15 protein-coding genes are annotated in these 15254 nt (G+C 72.7%); 1 reads left to right on the top strand and 14 read right to left on the bottom strand.

Translation table 11 applies throughout. The features are described from left to right. Window positions 1-5: 5 nt before the first annotated feature. From secF to pgsA, 14 genes are all read right to left on the bottom strand, one after another. The gene (secF, locus tag OG715_RS10400) at window positions 6-1106 is read right to left on the bottom strand and encodes a protein translocase subunit SecF (RefSeq protein ID WP_266275273.1); all 1101 of its coding nucleotides are present in this window, start codon (window positions 1104-1106) and stop codon (window positions 6-8) included. Window positions 1107-1110: 4 nt separating this feature from the next. After that, window positions 1111-2940 carry a protein translocase subunit SecD gene (gene secD, locus OG715_RS10405; RefSeq protein WP_407660962.1) on the bottom strand — a complete coding sequence of 610 codons (1830 nt, stop codon included), beginning with the start codon at window positions 2938-2940 and terminating at the stop codon, window positions 1111-1113. Window positions 2941-3084: 144 nt separating this feature from the next. Beyond that, window positions 3085-3498: a preprotein translocase subunit YajC gene (gene yajC, locus OG715_RS10410; RefSeq protein ID WP_266275271.1), complete on the bottom strand. Its 414-nt coding sequence runs from the start codon at window positions 3496-3498 to the stop codon at window positions 3085-3087. A gap of 271 nt (window positions 3499-3769) precedes the next feature. Continuing rightward, a complete protein-coding gene (ruvB, locus tag OG715_RS10415; protein ID WP_266275269.1) occupies window positions 3770-4861 on the bottom strand; it encodes a Holliday junction branch migration DNA helicase RuvB in 1092 nt (363 codons plus the stop codon). A gap of 52 nt (window positions 4862-4913) precedes the next feature. Then, on the bottom strand, window positions 4914-5525 hold the full coding sequence (ruvA, locus tag OG715_RS10420) for a Holliday junction branch migration protein RuvA (protein ID WP_266275267.1): 612 nt from the start codon (window positions 5523-5525) through the stop codon (window positions 4914-4916). Continuing rightward, window positions 5522-6076, bottom strand: coding sequence for a crossover junction endodeoxyribonuclease RuvC (gene ruvC / locus OG715_RS10425; RefSeq protein WP_266275265.1), 555 nt, complete (start codon window positions 6074-6076; stop codon window positions 5522-5524). The genes ruvA and ruvC overlap by 4 nt, the downstream gene beginning before the upstream one ends. Before the next feature lie 118 nt (window positions 6077-6194). Further along, complete coding sequence (locus tag OG715_RS10430) at window positions 6195-6953, bottom strand: YebC/PmpR family DNA-binding transcriptional regulator (RefSeq protein ID WP_266275263.1); 759 nt, start codon at window positions 6951-6953, stop codon at window positions 6195-6197. A 92-nt stretch (window positions 6954-7045) separates the two neighbouring features. Next, window positions 7046-7663 (bottom strand): pyridoxal 5'-phosphate synthase glutaminase subunit PdxT, encoded by a 618-nt coding sequence (pdxT, locus tag OG715_RS10435; protein ID WP_266275261.1) that lies wholly within the window; start codon window positions 7661-7663, stop codon window positions 7046-7048. A gap of 88 nt (window positions 7664-7751) precedes the next feature. Further along, window positions 7752-8663, bottom strand: a complete 912-nt coding sequence (gene pdxS / locus OG715_RS10440; protein WP_030300161.1) for a pyridoxal 5'-phosphate synthase lyase subunit PdxS — start codon at window positions 8661-8663, stop codon at window positions 7752-7754. 247 nt (window positions 8664-8910) lie between these two features. Then, window positions 8911-9411, bottom strand: coding sequence for a hypothetical protein (locus tag OG715_RS10445; RefSeq protein WP_266277338.1), 501 nt, complete (start codon window positions 9409-9411; stop codon window positions 8911-8913). 74 nt (window positions 9412-9485) lie between these two features. Then, a complete protein-coding gene (locus tag OG715_RS10450) occupies window positions 9486-9854 on the bottom strand; it encodes a 5-carboxymethyl-2-hydroxymuconate Delta-isomerase (protein ID WP_266275260.1) in 369 nt (122 codons plus the stop codon). Between the two features lie 105 nt (window positions 9855-9959). Next, window positions 9960-11144: a glycosyltransferase family 4 protein gene (locus OG715_RS10455; RefSeq protein WP_266275259.1), complete on the bottom strand. Its 1185-nt coding sequence runs from the start codon at window positions 11142-11144 to the stop codon at window positions 9960-9962. Between the two features lie 76 nt (window positions 11145-11220). Further along, entirely contained in the window at window positions 11221-12267 is a 1047-nt protein-coding gene (locus OG715_RS10460; RefSeq protein WP_266275258.1) for a phosphatidylinositol mannoside acyltransferase, read from the bottom strand. A 31-nt stretch (window positions 12268-12298) separates the two neighbouring features. Further along, window positions 12299-12946 carry a phosphatidylinositol phosphate synthase gene (pgsA, locus tag OG715_RS10465; protein ID WP_266275256.1) on the bottom strand — a complete coding sequence of 216 codons (648 nt, stop codon included), beginning with the start codon at window positions 12944-12946 and terminating at the stop codon, window positions 12299-12301. A gap of 202 nt (window positions 12947-13148) precedes the next feature. Between pgsA and OG715_RS10470 the strand changes: the two genes are divergently transcribed. Continuing rightward, a complete protein-coding gene (locus OG715_RS10470) occupies window positions 13149-15206 on the top strand; it encodes an elongation factor G-like protein EF-G2 (protein WP_266275254.1) in 2058 nt (685 codons plus the stop codon). The last annotated feature ends 48 nt before the right edge of the window (window positions 15207-15254 follow it).

Consider the following 15254-nt stretch of genomic DNA (forward strand, 5'->3'; position numbering starts at 1 on the left):
GGGGATCAGCGCTTGGTGGACGGACGGCCCTTGGCACGCGTGGTGCCGGCCCCTCGGCCGCGCTGACCGACCATACCCGCCGGCAGGTCCTCGTCCGCGATCTCCTCGCCCTCGCCGGCCTCCGCCGCCGTGGCGGCCTTGGCCTCGGCGGCCCGGCGCTGGGCCACCCGCTTGGCGAGGGCCTTCATCTCCGGCTGCTCCTCCTTCAGCTGCGCGAGCAGCGGGGTGGCGACGCAGATGGAGGAGTAGGCACCGGCGGCGAGACCGATGAACAGGGCCAGCGAGATGTCGTTCAGGGTGCCGGCACCGAGCAGGCCGCCACCGATGAACAGCAGCGCCGCCACCGGGAGCAGGGCGACCACCGTGGTGTTGAGCGAGCGGACCAGGGTCTGGTTGAGGCCCGCGTTGGCCGCCTCGCTGTAGGTGATCTTGTTCTGCTTGGTGAGCCCCTTGGCGTTCTCCTTCACGGTGTCGAAGACGACGACCGTGTCGTAGAGCGAGTAGCCGAGGATGGTCAGGAAGCCGATCACGGTACCCGGGGTGACCTCGAAGCCGACCAGGGCGTAGACGCCGATGGTGATCAGGAGGTCGTGGATGAGGGCGACCAGGGCGGCCACCGCCATCCGCCACTCGAAGGCGATCGCCAGGTAGATCGTCACCAGGATCATGAAGATGACCAGGCCGGTGATCGCCTTGTGGGAGATCTGCTCACCCCAGCTGGGGCCGATCACCTGGGTGTCGATCTCGGCGGCGGGGACGCCGATCGCCGGGGCGAGCTTGCCGGTGAACTCCGAGGCGGTGGTCTTGTCCTCGGAGGAGATCTGGATCCGGATCTTGCCGTTGTCGGTCGACTGCACCAGCGGGTGCGAGGACACGATCTTGTCGACGGCGTCCTGGGCCTGCGACACCGTGAGCCCGGGCTTGGCCACGGTGTAGACCGAGCCGCCCTTGAACTCGATGCCCAGGTGCAGGCCCATCGCCAGACCGATCGCGGCGACCAGGACGATCACGCCGGAGATGCTGTACCAGAGCTTGCGGCGGCCGACGAAGTCGAAGCTGACCTCGCCCTGGTAGAGCTTGTGGCCCAGATTGGAGAAGCGCGACACGGTGTCAGGCCCCCTTCACGGCGGCGGAGGACGAAGGGTTGCGACGACGGGTGCTGCGCAGCGGCGGGCGGGCGCCCAGCCGCTTGGGGTCCAGGCCGGACCACGGGTGGCCGTCGGAGAAGAACTTCCGGCGGGCCAGCAGCGTGATCAGCGGCTTGGTGAAGAGGAAGATCACCACGACGTCGAGCGCCGTGGTCAGGCCCAGCGTGAACGCGAAGCCCTGCACCTTGCCGACCGAGACCACGTAGAGCACGGCGGCACAGAGGAAGGAGACGAAGTCCGACACCAGGATGGTGCGCCGGGCGCGCGGCCAGGCCCGCTGGACGGCCGGGCGCAGCAGCGCGCCCTCGCGGACCTCGTCGCGGATGCGCTCGAAGTACACGATGAAGGAGTCCGCGGTGATACCGATCGCGACGATGGCGCCGCAGACCGCCGGCAGGTTCAGCGCGAAGCCGATCCCGGCGCCGAGCAGGCTCATGATCGAGTAGGTCAGGGCCGCCGAGACGAGCAGACCGGCGATCGAGACCAGGCCCAGGCCGCGGTAGTAGAGCAGCGAGTACAGGACCACCAGGACCATGCCGATCAGACCGGCGACCAGGCCGGCCTTCAGCTGGTCGCCGCCGAGCTGCGGGGAGACCGTGGTGACGTCGCTGGTCTGGAACTCCAGCGGCAGGGCGCCGAAGCTCAGCACGTTGGCGAGGTTCTGCGCCTCCTCCTGGCCGAAGCCGCCGGAGATCACGGCCGAGCCGCCGGGGATGGCGCTGCGGACCTCGGGGTGGGAGACGACCTGGCCGTCCAGCACGATGGCGAACTGGTTGGTCGGGGGCTGCTGCGCGGCCAGCTGGCCGGTGACGGCGGTGAACGCGTCGGTGCCCTTACCGTCGAACTGCAGCTGGACCTGCCAGCCGCCGCCCTGCTGGGTGTCGATGGTCGCCTGGGCCTTGGTCACGTTCTTGCCCTGGACCGCGACGGGGCCGAGCGCGAGCTTGTAGTAGAGGCCCTTCTCGTCCTTCTGCGTGCAGGCGACGGTCGGCGCGCCGTCCTCGCCCTGGTAGTTCTTCCGCTGCTCCAGCTTGCTGCAGTCCAGCGCGGCGAACTGCGCGGCCAGCTCCGGCGGCACGGTGCCCGAGGTCATCGCGGCGGAGAGGTCCGGGGTGGCCGGGGGGGTGGCGGCGGCCGGCGGCGTGCCGGTCGCGGCGGCCGGGGCGGCGCTCGGGGTGGCGGAGGCGGCGGCACCGGTGGTGGCGACCGGCGACGGCGTGTTGTCGGCCGCGAGGGCCTCACCGGCCGGGCGGCCCTGCTTGGTGGCGCTCGCGCTCGGCGTGCCGGTGGCGGCGGCGCTCGGGGCGGCGGAGCCCGTCCCGGTCGCGGCGGGGGCGGCGGCCGGGGTGCCGGTCGCGCCCGCGGACGGGGTCGCGCTCGGGGCCGGGGCCTGGACGCCGCTCGGCGCGAGGGCGAGGACCGGGCGGAAGAACAGCTTCGCGGTGGTGCCGACCTGGTCGGCCGCGGTCTGCTTGTCCCCGCCCTTGGGGATGTTCACGATGATGTTGCGGTCACCCTGGGTCTGCACCTCCGCCTCGGAGACACCCATCCCGTTGACCCGCTGCTCGATGATCCCGGTGGCGACGTCCATGTTGGTCTTGTTGATCGCCTTGGGGTCGCTCGACTTCGCACTCAGCGTGATGCTGGTGCCGCCGGCGAGGTCGATCCCGAGGCGGGGCTTGGTGTTGCCCGTCCCGAACATGAGGGCGACCAGTCCGACGGTGACGACCAGGATGAGGGCCAGCGCCCGCCCTGGGTAGCCGTCGCGCGGGCGCGACTTGGGTGTTGCCACCTTGCTCGTTTCTCCCTGTCCATGCCACTTCCCCCCACCGGACCCCGCCCGGCTCGTGGCTGGACGGGGTGTGGCGGAACTGCGGCCCTGAGTCCTGTGGGCTCGCGGCGTTGCGCCGCGCGGCCGGGCGGGTGCCCGACCGTACTACTTGCTCGCGGGAGCGCCGCCCTCGGCCTCGGCCTTCGCGTCGCCCTTGGCGGCGTCGTCCTTGGTGAACGACAGCGGCTCGGCCGCGACCGGCTCGATCTCGGCGTCCACGGCGTCGACCGGCTCGTCCTCGGCGGGACGGCCGTTGATGATCGCGTCGTAGTCCGCGGGGTCCATGACCGCCGCGATCGCACTCTTGGTGAAGTGGCTGACCACGCCCGGCGCGATCTCCAGCTCGACGGTCTCCTCGTTGACCGCCTTCACCCGCGCGTACAGACCACCGATGGTCCGGACTCCCGCCCCGGGCTCCAGCGCGGTCTGCATCTGCTGCATCTGCGACTGGCGCTTCTTCTGCGACCGGAACATGAGCACGATCGCGAGGATCGGGAGGAGAAGGATGATGAGGTTCACTGCAGCCAGGGTCCTTTACGGGCCGCCGGCCGGCGGCCTGTGTGGTATTGGTCGTCCTCTCGGGTGAGAGGGGCGGTCCGGCGGAGTCTAGGCGACCCCGAACTGATCGGACAACGCCAAGCATCGCATCCTGCCGCCGAAAGTGGCGAGCCTCCGCCTGCACAGTTTCCCGGGACTTCTCCCCCGAATCCCGCACCTGCCCCGACCGCGGGCGCACACGCTCCGCATACGCTCCGCCCTCACCCGTTCGGCCTCCCGCCCGGGCCGGCGCTCAGTCCTCGGTGCTCCGGGGCCCGTCGGAAGCGAAGAGTTCGGGCTGGGCGGGCACCGCGCCGCGGCCCGGATGAACCGGCGGGACGAGGCCGAGGTGCTGCCAGGCGGCGGCGGTGGCGATCCGCCCGCGCGGGGTACGGGCCAGCAGGCCCTCCCGGACCAGGAACGGCTCGGCGACCTCCTCGACCGTCTCGGCCTCCTCGCCGACCGCGACCGCGAGGGTGGACAGCCCGACCGGGCCGCCGCCGAAGAGCTTCAGCAGGGCGCCCAGCACCGCGCGGTCCAGGCGGTCCAGACCACGGGCGTCGACCTCGTAGACCTCCAGCGCCCGGCCGGCGATCTCGGCGGTCACCACGCCGTCGTGCCGCACCTGCGCGTAGTCCCGGACCCGGCGCAGCAGCCGGTTGGCGATCCGCGGCGTCCCCCGGGAGCGGCCGGCGATCTCGGCCGCTCCGGCCGGGTCGATCTCCACGTCCAGCAGCGCGGCCGAGCGGTGCACCACCCGCTGCAGCTCGGCCGGGGCGTAGAACTCCATGTGGCCGGTGAAGCCGAACCGGTCCCGCAGCGGCGGCGGCAGCAGACCGGCCCGGGTGGTCGCGCCGACCAGGGTGAACGGCGGCAGCTCCAGCGGGATGGCGGTCGCACCCGGCCCCTTGCCGACGATCACGTCGACCCGGAAGTCCTCCATCGCCATGTAGAGCATCTCCTCGGCGGGCCGGGACATCCGGTGGATCTCGTCGAGGAAGAGCACCTCCCCCTCGGCGAGCGAGGAGAGGATCGCCGCGAGGTCCCCCGCGTGCTGGATCGCCGGCCCGGAGGTGATCCGGATCGGGGCGCCCAGCTCGGCCGCGATGATCATCGACAGGGTGGTCTTGCCGAGCCCGGGCGGGCCGCTGAGCAGGACGTGGTCCGGCGCGGAGCCGCGACGACGGGCCGCCTGGAGCACCAGCGACAGCTGCTCGCGCACCCGCTCCTGGCCGATGAACTCGTCCAGCAGCTTGGGGCGCAGCGCCGCCTCGACGGCCTGGTCCTCACCGTCGGCGGCGGCGGTCACCAGCCGGTCGGCGGGCTCGGAGTCGTACGGGCTCATCGGAGGGGGCTCCCACATCGGTGTCGACAAAGTGACGGATCGTCAGTTGGCTTCAGCGCGAACGGTTGAGGCCGCGCAGCGCGAGCCGCAGCAGCGCTCCGACGTCCGGCGTCGACTGCGCCTCCGCCTCCGGAGTGACGGCGGCGACCGCCTCGTCCGCCTCCCGGGGCGCGTAGCCGAGACCCACCAGCGCGGAGTGCAGCTGCTCGCCCCACGGCGCCGGCCCGGTCGCGACCGGCTTCTGCGCCGGCACCGCGCCGTGCGGCGCGCCCAGCTTGTCCTTGTACTCCAGCAGCAGCTTGGCCGCCTTGGCCTTGCCGATGCCGGGCACCGCCACCAGCGCCTTCTCGTCGCCGCTCGCCACCGCGGCGCGCAGCGCGTCCGGGCTGTGCACCCCGAGCACGGCCTGCGCCAGCTTCGGGCCGACCCCGGGCGCGGCCTGGAGGATCTCGAAGACGGCGCGCTCGTCGTCGTCGGCGAAGCCGAACAGGGTCAGCGAGTCCTCCCTGACCACCAGCGAGGTGGCCAGCCGGGCCGGCTCGCCCAGCCGCAGGCCGGCCAGGGTGGTCGGAGTGCACTGCACCGCCATGCCGACACCGCCGACCTCCACCACCGCGAGGCCGGCGGAGATCGCCGCCACTGGTCCTTGCACGAAGGCGATCATCGGAGGGTTCCTCTCGGGCCGGGCGGGGTGGTGGTGCGGGCGGCCGCCTTGATCGCGGCCTCCAGGCGGTTGGTGGCGCCGCCGCGCCAGATGTGGCAGATGGCCAGCGCCAGCGCGTCGGCGGCGTCGGCCGGCTTCGGCGGCGCGTCGAGCCGCAGCAGCCGCTGCACCATAGCCGTGACCTGGGCCTTGTCGGCCCGGCCGGAGCCGGTGACGGCGGCCTTGACCTCGCTGGGGGTGTGCAGGGTGACCGGTATGCCGCGCCGGGTGGCGCAGAGCATCGCGACCGCGCTGGCCTGCGCGGTGCCCATCACGGTGCGGACGTTGTGCTGGGCGAAGACCCGCTCGACGGCCACCAGCTCGGGCCGGTGCTCGTCCAGCCAGGCCTCGATGCCCTGCTCGACCAGCAGCAGCCGCGGCCCGATCTCCGCCTCGGCGGGGGTGCGCACCACCCCGACCGCGACCATCCGCAGCGGCCGGCCCGGTGCGCCCTCGACCACGCCGATCCCGCACCTGGTCAGCCCCGGATCGACCCCCAGCACCCGAACCAAGGTTCCCCCTGTGTAGTCACGTCCTCCGACCTGCGAAGGCTACCGTCCACCACCGACAGCGCCACCGACGACACCGGCCCGGCGGTCCTGGGGACCGCCGGGCCGGGAGGGGGCACGATCACTCGGAGTCGAGCTGCGCACCGACCTCGTCGCTGATGTCGAAGTTGGCGAAGACGTTCTGCACGTCGTCGCTGTCCTCCAGGGCGTCGATCAGCTTCAGGATCTTGCGGGCGCCGTCGACGTCCAGCTCGACCTGCATGCTCGGGAGGAAGTTGGCCTCGGCCGAGTCGTAGTCGACGCCGGCGTCCACCAGGGCGGTGCGCACGGCGACCATCTTGGAGGCCTCGGAGACGATCTCGAAGGACTCGCCGAGGTCGTTGATCTCCTCGGGCTCCTGGTCGAGCACGACCTCGAAGAGCTTGTCCTCGTCCACGCCGTCGGCCTTGGGGACGATCACGACGCCCTTGCGGTTGAACAGGTACGAGACCGAGCCCGGGTCGGCCATCGAGCCGCCGTTGCGGGTCATCGCCACGCGCACGTCGGAGGCGGCGCGGTTGCGGTTGTCGGTGAGGCACTCGATGAGCACCGCGACACCGTTCGGGCCGTAGCCCTCGTACATGATGGTCTGGTAGTCGGCGCCGCCGGCCTCCAGACCGCCACCGCGCTTGACGGCGCGGTTGATGTTGTCGATCGGGACCGAGCTCTTCTTCGCCTTCTGAATGGCGTCGTAGAGGGTCGGGTTGCCGCTCACGTCGGGACCGCCGGTGCGCGCCGCCACCTCGATGTTCTTGATCATCTTGGCGAAGAGCTTGCCGCGCTTGGCGTCGATCACGGCCTTCTTGTGCTTGGTGGTAGCCCACTTAGAGTGGCCGGACATCGCCAGCTCCTTTACGTCGCCAATGGGAAATGAACAGATGAGATCTTACCGGTGCGGTCGGTCCTCGCCCGCACACGGTCGTTCGCTTACCGTCACGCGGCGGCGAGGTGCTCCTCGACCATCCGCACGAAGTACGCGTGCACCCGGTGGTCGCCGGTGAGCTCGGGGTGGAACGAGGTGGCCAGCAGGTTGCCCTGGCGGACCGCGACGATCCGGCTCTCCGGGCCGTCGGCGGCCGGCAGCTCGGCCAGCACCTCGACGGCCGCGCCGACCGCCTCCACCCACGGGGCGCGGATGAACACGCCGTGCACCGGTGCCTCGTCCAGGCCCGTGAAGGCGACGCCCGACTCGAAGGACTCGTTCTGGCGGCCGAAGGCGTTGCGGCGCACGGTCATGTCGATACCGCCCACCGTCTCCTGGTCCTCGCGCCCGTCCAGGATCTTGTCGGCCAGCATGATCATGCCGGCGCAGGTCCCGTACACCGGCATCCCGGCCGCCACCCGCTCGCGCAGCGGGCCCATCACGCCGAACAGCAGCGCCAGCTTGGACATCGTGGTGGACTCCCCGCCGGGGATCACCAGCGCGTCGACCTCGGCCAGCTCCTCCACCCGGCGGACCGGACGGGCCAGCGCGTCGGCCTCGGCCAGCGCGATCAGGTGCTCACGGACGTCGCCCTGCAGGGCGAGGACGCCGATGACTGGAGTGGACACTTCTCGTACCTCTTGACTCTCGAACGGACGACGCGCAGCGGCCCGCCGCGCCGATGATCACACCGTGCGGCGGGCCGTGGGAGGCGTATTACCAGCCGCGGTTGGCGTAGCGCTCGGTCTCCGGCAGGGTGTCGCAGTTGATGCCGACCATGGCCTCGCCCAGGTTGCGGGAGGCGTCGGCGATGATCTTCGGGTCGTCGAAGAACGTGGTGGCCTTGACGATCGCGGCGGCACGCTTCGCCGGGTCGCCCGACTTGAAGATGCCGGAGCCGACGAAGACGCCCTCGGCACCCAGCTGGCGCATCAGCGCGGCGTCGGCCGGGGTGGCCACACCGCCGGCGGAGAACAGCACGACCGGCAGCTTGCCCAGCTCGGCGACCTCCTTGACGAGCTCGTACGGGGCGCGCAGCTCCTTGGCGGCGGCGTACAGCTCGTTGTTGTCGAAGCCGCGCAGCTTGGCGATCTCGTTCTTGATCTGGCGCAGGTGGCGGACGGCCTCGACGACGTTGCCGGTGCCGGCCTCGCCCTTCGAGCGGATCATGGCCGCGCCCTCGGCGATGCGGCGCAGCGCCTCGCCCAGGTTGGTCGCACCACAGACGAACGGCGTGGTGAACGCGAACTTGTCGGAGTGGTTGACCTCGTCGGCCGGGGTCAGCACCTCGGACTCGTCGATGTAGTCGACACCCAGCGACTGGAGGACCTGGGCCTCGACGAAGTGGCCGATCCGGGACTTCGCCATGACCGGGATCGAGACCGCGGCGATGATCTCCTCGATCATGTTCGGGTCCGACATGCGGGCCACGCCGCCGTCCTTGCGGATGTCGGCCGGCACACGCTCCAGGGCCATGACGGCCACAGCGCCGGCGTCCTCGGCGATCTTCGCCTGCTCGGCGTTGACCACATCCATGATCACACCGCCCTTGAGCTGCTCGGCCATGCCGCGCTTGACCCGGGCGGTACCGATCTGCGGCTGGTCTGCGGTGGTGGGGGTGGTGGACACGTGAGACCTCACTCGAAGATGAACCAGTGCTATCGCCCTATGGTAGGCGGAAGAAACGGCCCCTCCATGCGCCACCAAGTCCAGCGTGGGTGACGGGATACGACAAACAGGCCGGATCCGGACCCACCCGCCGCAGCGGGTGAGACGCGTTCCACCCGGCCGTGCCGGACTTGCCCCATCGGTCCCCCACCCGGTCCCCCGCAAGGTCAACCGCCCGGTCCCCCGCCGCGCTCCCCGCGCCCGCGCCCTACGCCGGCGCGCCCTCCGGAGTGAGCGCCACCGGCGGCGCGTCGTCCATCTCGAACGCCATCGGGAACGGCGCCCGGCCCGCCAGCCGGAAGTACCGCACCAGCCGGTGCTCCCGCACCGCCCGCGCCGCCCGCACCGCGTCGTTGTGGAACCGCCGCGCCATCGGCACCCGCCGCACCGCCGCCGTCAGGTCCCGCACCGCCTCCTCACCGCCCGGCTCGGCCACCAGCACCGCCACCTGCTCCGGCTCCGCGAACACCGCCCGCAGCGCCAGGCTCAGCTGGCTCTCGGCCACCTCGCGCTGCTCGTCCTCCGCCTGCCGGGCCGCGTGCGCCGCGTCCAGCAGCAGCAGCGACGCCGCCGGGTCCAGCAGCGAGGACGTCGCCAGCTCCATCGCCACCGACGCCCGGCGGACCAGCTGCGCGTCCAGCGCCGCCCGAGCGGCGTCGATCCGGGCGTGCAGCCGGTCCAGCCTCCCGGCCGTCCAACTCAGGTACATCCCGAACAGCACCACGGCCACGCCGGCCCAGATCCACGTAGTCACGGGGCGCTACGCTACCGGGTGCCTCCGGTTCACCCCTCGACCGCCGTGTTCCGGTACGCCCCGCGGTCGATGTCGCGCACGTCCACCGCGAGCTGCAGCCGCTCCCCCGGCGCCGGCTTCACCCGCTCGGCCAGCAGCGCCAGCACCGCCTCGGTGAGCGCCGCCTTCGCCTCCGGGGTCCGCCCCGGGAAGATCTGGAACTGCACGAACAGCTGCGCCTCGACCCGCTCGCCGAAGCCCACCACGACCTCGGGGTCGGTCTGCCGGAAGACCGTCTTGCAGCCCCCGGGCGTGGCGTCGATGGTCTCCACCGCGAGCCGGTTGATCGCCACCCCCAGCTCACGGCGGTCGAAGGAGCCGGCCAGGCTCGGCGAGTAGTCGACGGAGATCTGCGGCATCGGGGGCCTCCGGGGGCACGGTCGGGACGACGGACAGGACGTCGGACGTCGAACCGCACGTCCGACGGGACAGCCGTCCGACCCTATCGGCGCCCCGCCGACGGCTCAGTCCCGGGCCAGCCCGAACCGGCCCCGCCGGCCGCTGCGCTCGTCCTCCCCGACCACCGCCGCCGCGCCCGCCGTCACCGTCTCGTAGACGGCCAGGATGTCCGCGCCCACGGTCGACCAGTCGAACCGCCGCACATGCCGCGACGCCGCCTTCCGCAGCTCCTCCAGCCGCCCCGGGTCCGCCAGCAGCCGCAGCGCCGTCCGCGCCAGCGCGTCCGCGTCCTCCACCGGGAACAGCTCGCCCGCGTCCCCGCCGTCCAGCACCTGCTTGAACGCGTCCAGGTCGCTCGCCAGCACCGGCGCGCCCGCCGACATCGCCTCGACCAGGATGATCCCGAAGCTCTCGCCACCGGTGTTGGGCGCCACGTACAGGTCCACGCTGCGCAGCAGCCGGGCCTTCTCCCGGTCGCTCACCATGCCGAGGAACTCCACCTGCGCGCGGACCTCCGGCGCCAGCCCGGCGACCGCCTCCTCCTCGTCGCCCTTGCCGGCGACCAGCAGCCGCACCCCGGGCCGCTCCGCCAGGATCCGCGGCAGCGCCGCCAGCAGCGTCGGCAGCCCCTTGCGCGGCTCGTTGATCCGCCCGATGAAGCCGATCGTCCCCGGCCCGCCGTCGGCCGCCCCGCCGGTCCAGCGCGCGTCCGGCTCGGCCTCCGCGAAGAAGCCCACGTCCACGCCGTTCGGGATCACCACCGCGTCCCCGCCCAGGTGCTCCACCAGGGTGCGCCGCGCGTACTCGCTCACCGCGATCCGGGCCCGCATCTTCTCCAGGCCCGGCTGGAGGATCGGCGAGGCCGCGATCATCGCCCGCGAGCGCGGGTTGGAGGTGTGGAAGGTGCCCACCATCGGCCCCGACGCCGACCAGGCCGCCAGTATCGACAGGCTCGGCGAGGTCGGCTCGTGCACGTGCAGGATGTCGAACCCCCCGTCGTGCAGCCACCGCCGCACCCGGGCCGCCGACAGGATCCCGAAGCTCAGCCGCGCCACCGAGCCGTTGTACGGCACCGCCACCGCCCGCCCCGCCGAGACCACGTACGGCGGCAGCGCCTCGTCGTCCTCGGCCGGCGCCAGCACCGACACCGCGTGGCCCAGACCGATCAGGTGCTCGGCGAGGTCCCGGATGTGGAACTGCACGCCACCGGGGACGTCCCAGTCGTACGGGCAGACGATGCCGATCTTCACGGGTCTCCTCGAAATCCTGCGGACGGTGCGGGCGGTACGGGCGGCGCGAGCGGTACGGGCGACGACGGGCAGGGCCTCAGGCCCCCGACGCCCCCGAGGCCCCGGCCGCCGGGTCGGCGACCACGGGACTCGCGACCACCGGACTGGCGACCACGGGCTTCGCGACGACCGGGTCGGCCACGACCGGGCCTGCGGCCACCGGGTCCGCGGGGCGGACCGGCCCCGTCTCCACCGTCTCACGGACCGGGAGGTCGGCCAGCCAGAAGCGCTGCAGCATGTGCCAGTCCTCCGGGTGCGCCCGGATCGCGTCCTCCCACACGTCGGCCATCGCCTGCGTCATCGCCCGGGTCTTCTCCGCCCGGTCGCCCTCCGCCGGAACCGGCACCTCCGGATGGATCCGCCCCCGCAGGGTCCGGCCCTCGTACCAGAGCGAGACCGGCATCAGCGCCGCCCCGGTCCGCTGGGCCAGCGCCGCCGGACCGGCCGGCATCCGCGTCGCCTCACCGAAGAACGACACCCCGATGCCCGCCTCGGACAGGTCGCGGTCCCCCACCAGGCAGACCAGCTTCCCCGCCCGCAGCCGGCGCGCCAGCGTGCCCACCACGTTCACCGAGCCGCCGGTCAGCGCCAGCACCTCCATGCCCAGGCTCTCCCGGAACGCCACGAACCGGTCGAACAGCCGCTCCGGCTCCAACCGCTCCGCCACCGTCGTGAACGGATACCCCAACGAGGCCACCCAGGCCCCCGCCAGGTCCCAGTTGCCCATGTGCGGCAGCGCCACCACCGCGCCCCGCCCGGACTCCAGCACCTCCCGCAGCCCCTCGAACCCGTCCACCCGGACGTCCCGGAGCACCCGCGCGCGACCCCAGACCGGCAGCCGGAACGACTCCTGCCAGTACCGCATGTACGACCGCATCCCGGCCCGCGACAGCTCCCGCAGCCGGGCCTCGTCCGCGTCCGGGCACACCCGCAGCAGATTCGCCTCCAACTGCAGCACCCGCTTGCCGCGCCGCCGCCACGCCGAGTCCGCCAGCCGGTCGAACAGCGCCCGCGCCGCCGGCTCGGGCAGATGCCTCAGCACCGCCCAGCCCGACGCGTACGCCGAGTACACCAGCCGGTCCATCACTCGTTCCTTCACCGCGGCACCGCCCCCTTCAACTCCCGGCCGACGCCCGGTCCGCCTCGAACGCCTCACGGCGCACCGTCACCATCCGCTGGACCACCGTCACCAGACTGCCGGCCGCCACCAGCCACAGCGCCACCGGCAGCAGCCACTCCACGTACGGCACACCGAACGTCGCCAGACCCGCCACACCGGCCGCCACCAGGCTGATCACCAGCCGCTCGGCCCGCTCCACCAGCCCCGACACGTCGCACGGCAGCCCCTGGCTCTCGGCCCGCGCCTTGGTGTACGACACCACCAGCCCGCTCGCCAGACAGAACACCGCCACCGCGCACAGCAGGTTGTTGTCACCCTTGCCCGCGTACCACATGGCCAGGCCGCCGAAGACCGCGGCGTCCGCGACCCGGTCCAGCGTCGAGTCGAGGAACGCCCCCCACTTGCTGGTCCGCCCCAGCTGCCGCGCCATGTTCCCGTCCACCAGGTCCGAGAAGATGAACAGCGTGATCGTGATGGTGCCCCAGAAGAACTCCCCGCGCGGGAAGAACACCAGCGCGCCCGCCACCGAACCGGCGGTACCGACCAGCGTCACGGTGTCCGGGCTCACACCCAACCGGATCAGGAACGCGGCGAACGGGGTCAGGACACGTGTGAAGAAGGCACGCGCGTATTTGTTGAGCATGGCCTTCCCGACCGCTCCGATCTGCCTGGTACCCGCCTGCGGCGGAGAATGCGGCAGACGACCCGACGGATCAGCCCGCCCGGCGCACCCATCGTAGCCACGCCCGCCGACACTCCCCGCCCACCGACCGCTCGCGCGCCCCCCGACGCCTTCGACCCTAGACTTTCACCGACAGCCCCCGGCGCGACGGGAGGAGACCCCGATGCCCGACCGCAGCACCGCCCGGGCCGGCCAGGCCCCCGCCGTCACCGGACCGCGCGACCTGCGCAACGTCGCCCTCGTCGGCTGCGCCGGCGTCGGCAAGACCACCCTCGCCGAGTCCCTCGCCCTCGCCGCCGGCGCCCTCGGCCGCCCCGGCAAGGTCGCCGACGGCACCACCGTCTCCGACCACGAACCCGTCGAGCACCAGCAGCAGCGCTCCGTCCAGCTCTCCGTGCTCCCCCTCGAATGGCGCGGCGTCAAGATCAACCTGATCGACCCGCCCGGCCACCCCGACTTCGCCGCCGACCTGCGCGCCGCCCTGCACACCGCCGACGCCGCCGTCTTCGTGGTCTCCGCCACCGACCCGGTGACCGCCCCCACCCGCGCCCTGTGGCGCCAGTGCGCCGCCGAGAACATCCCCCGCGCCATCGCCGTCGCCAAACTCGACATCGCCCGCGGCAGCCTCGACGAGATCCTCACCGCCTGCCACGACGCCTTCGAACTGGGCCCCGACACCCTCCGGCCGCTCTTCCTCCCGGTCCACCACGACGGCCGCCCCGACGGCAGCGTCGACCTCCTCACCGGCCACACCTACGGCCGCACCGACCCCCTCCCCGACACCGGGCCCGCCCGCGAGAGCCTCGTCGAAGCCATCTCCGGCCAGGACGACACCCTGATGGAGCAGTACCTGGCCGGCGACACCCTCGACACCGCCGCCCTCGAAGCCGGCCTGCGCCGCGAAGTCCTCACCTGCGCCCTCCACCCCGCCGTCCCCACCAGCGAGCACGGCCTCGGCGCCACCGAACTCCTCGACCTCATCACCAGCACCTTCCCCGACCCCACCGAACGCACCCGCCCCGGCCCCGCCTGCGACCCCGACGCACCCCTCGCCGCCCAGGTCGTCCGCGTCACCGGGGACGCCTACGTCGGCCGGATCAGCCTGCTGCGCGTCTACTCCGGCACCCTGCGCCCGGACACCCGCATCCGCCTCACCGGCCCCCACCACCCCGCCGACCAGGACACCGAGGAACGCGTCACCGGCCTCACCAGCCCCTTCGGCAAACTCCAGCGCCCCGTCCCGCACGCCGTCGCCGGGGACCTCGTCTGCGTCGCCAAACTCAGCACCGCCCGCTCCGGCGACACCGTCCAGGAACCCGGCCACCCCGTCGAACTCGACACCTGGCCGCTCCCCGACCCGCTGCTGCCGATCGCCGTCGAGGCCCACAGCAAGGCCGACGATGACAAGCTCTCCCAGGCCCTCGCCCGGCTCGCCGCCGAGGACCCGGCCCTGCGCCTCGAACAGAACCCCGACACCCACCAGCTCGTCCTCTGGTGCACCGGCGAGGCCCACGCCGAGACCCTCCTCGACCGCCTCCGCAACCGCCACGGCGTCCACGTCGACACCGTCCCCCACAAGGTCGCCCTGCGCGAGACCTTCGGCACCGCCGCGGCCGGCCACGGACGCCTCGTCAAACAGTCCGGCGGCCACGGCCAGTACGCCATCTGCGAGCTGGAGGTCGAACCCCTCCCCGCCGGCTCCGGCTTCGAGTTCCAGGAACACGTCGTCGGCGGCGCCGTCCCCAAGCACTTCATCCCCTCCGTCGAGAAGGGCGTCCGCGCCCAGCTCGCCAAGGGCGTCGCCACCGGCCACCCGCTCGTCGACATCCGGGTCACCCTCACCGACGGCAAGGCGCACTCCGTCGACTCCTCCGACTCCGCCTTCCAGAACGCCGCCGCCCTCGCCCTGCGCGACGCCGCCGAACACGCCGTCATCCGGCTCCTCGAACCCGTCGCCGCCGTCCGCGTCCTGCTGCCCGACGACTACCTCGGCGCCGTCCTCGGCGACCTCTCCGCCCGCCGCGGCCGCGTCCTCGGCACCGAGACCGCCGGCCCCGGCCTCACCCTGCTGCGCGCCGAGGTCCCCGAACTCGAACTCGCCCGCTACCCCGTCGACCTGCGCTCGCTCACCCACGGCACCGCCGAGTTCGGCCGCTCCCACCTGCGCCACGAACCCATGCCCGCCGCCCTCGCCGCCCGCTTCACCGACCAGGACGACTGAACCACCCGCCGTCCGCCCCGGCCGTCGGCCCTGCGGACGTCAGACCCC

Origin of the sequence: Kitasatospora purpeofusca (genome assembly GCF_036010405.1) — a bacterium.
Lineage (GTDB): Bacteria > Actinomycetota > Actinomycetes > Streptomycetales > Streptomycetaceae > Kitasatospora > Kitasatospora purpeofusca.

Coding starts and splice junctions, on each gene's coding strand:
- ruvB (WP_266275269.1), bottom strand. CDS start 4,861: ATGAGCCCGTACGACTCCGAGCCCGCCGACCGGCTGGTGACCGCCGCC.
- ruvA (WP_266275267.1), bottom strand. CDS start 5,525: ATGATCGCCTTCGTGCAAGGACCAGTGGCGGCGATCTCCGCCGGCCTC.
- OG715_RS10430 (WP_266275263.1), bottom strand. CDS start 6,953: ATGTCCGGCCACTCTAAGTGGGCTACCACCAAGCACAAGAAGGCCGTG.
- OG715_RS10445 (WP_266277338.1), bottom strand. CDS start 9,411: ATGTACCTGAGTTGGACGGCCGGGAGGCTGGACCGGCTGCACGCCCGG.
- OG715_RS10450 (WP_266275260.1), bottom strand. CDS start 9,854: ATGCCGCAGATCTCCGTCGACTACTCGCCGAGCCTGGCCGGCTCCTTC.
- OG715_RS10460 (WP_266275258.1), bottom strand. CDS start 12,267: ATGGACCGGCTGGTGTACTCGGCGTACGCGTCGGGCTGGGCGGTGCTG.
- pgsA (WP_266275256.1), bottom strand. CDS start 12,946: ATGCTCAACAAATACGCGCGTGCCTTCTTCACACGTGTCCTGACCCCG.
- OG715_RS10470 (WP_266275254.1), top strand. CDS start 13,149: ATGCCCGACCGCAGCACCGCCCGGGCCGGCCAGGCCCCCGCCGTCACC.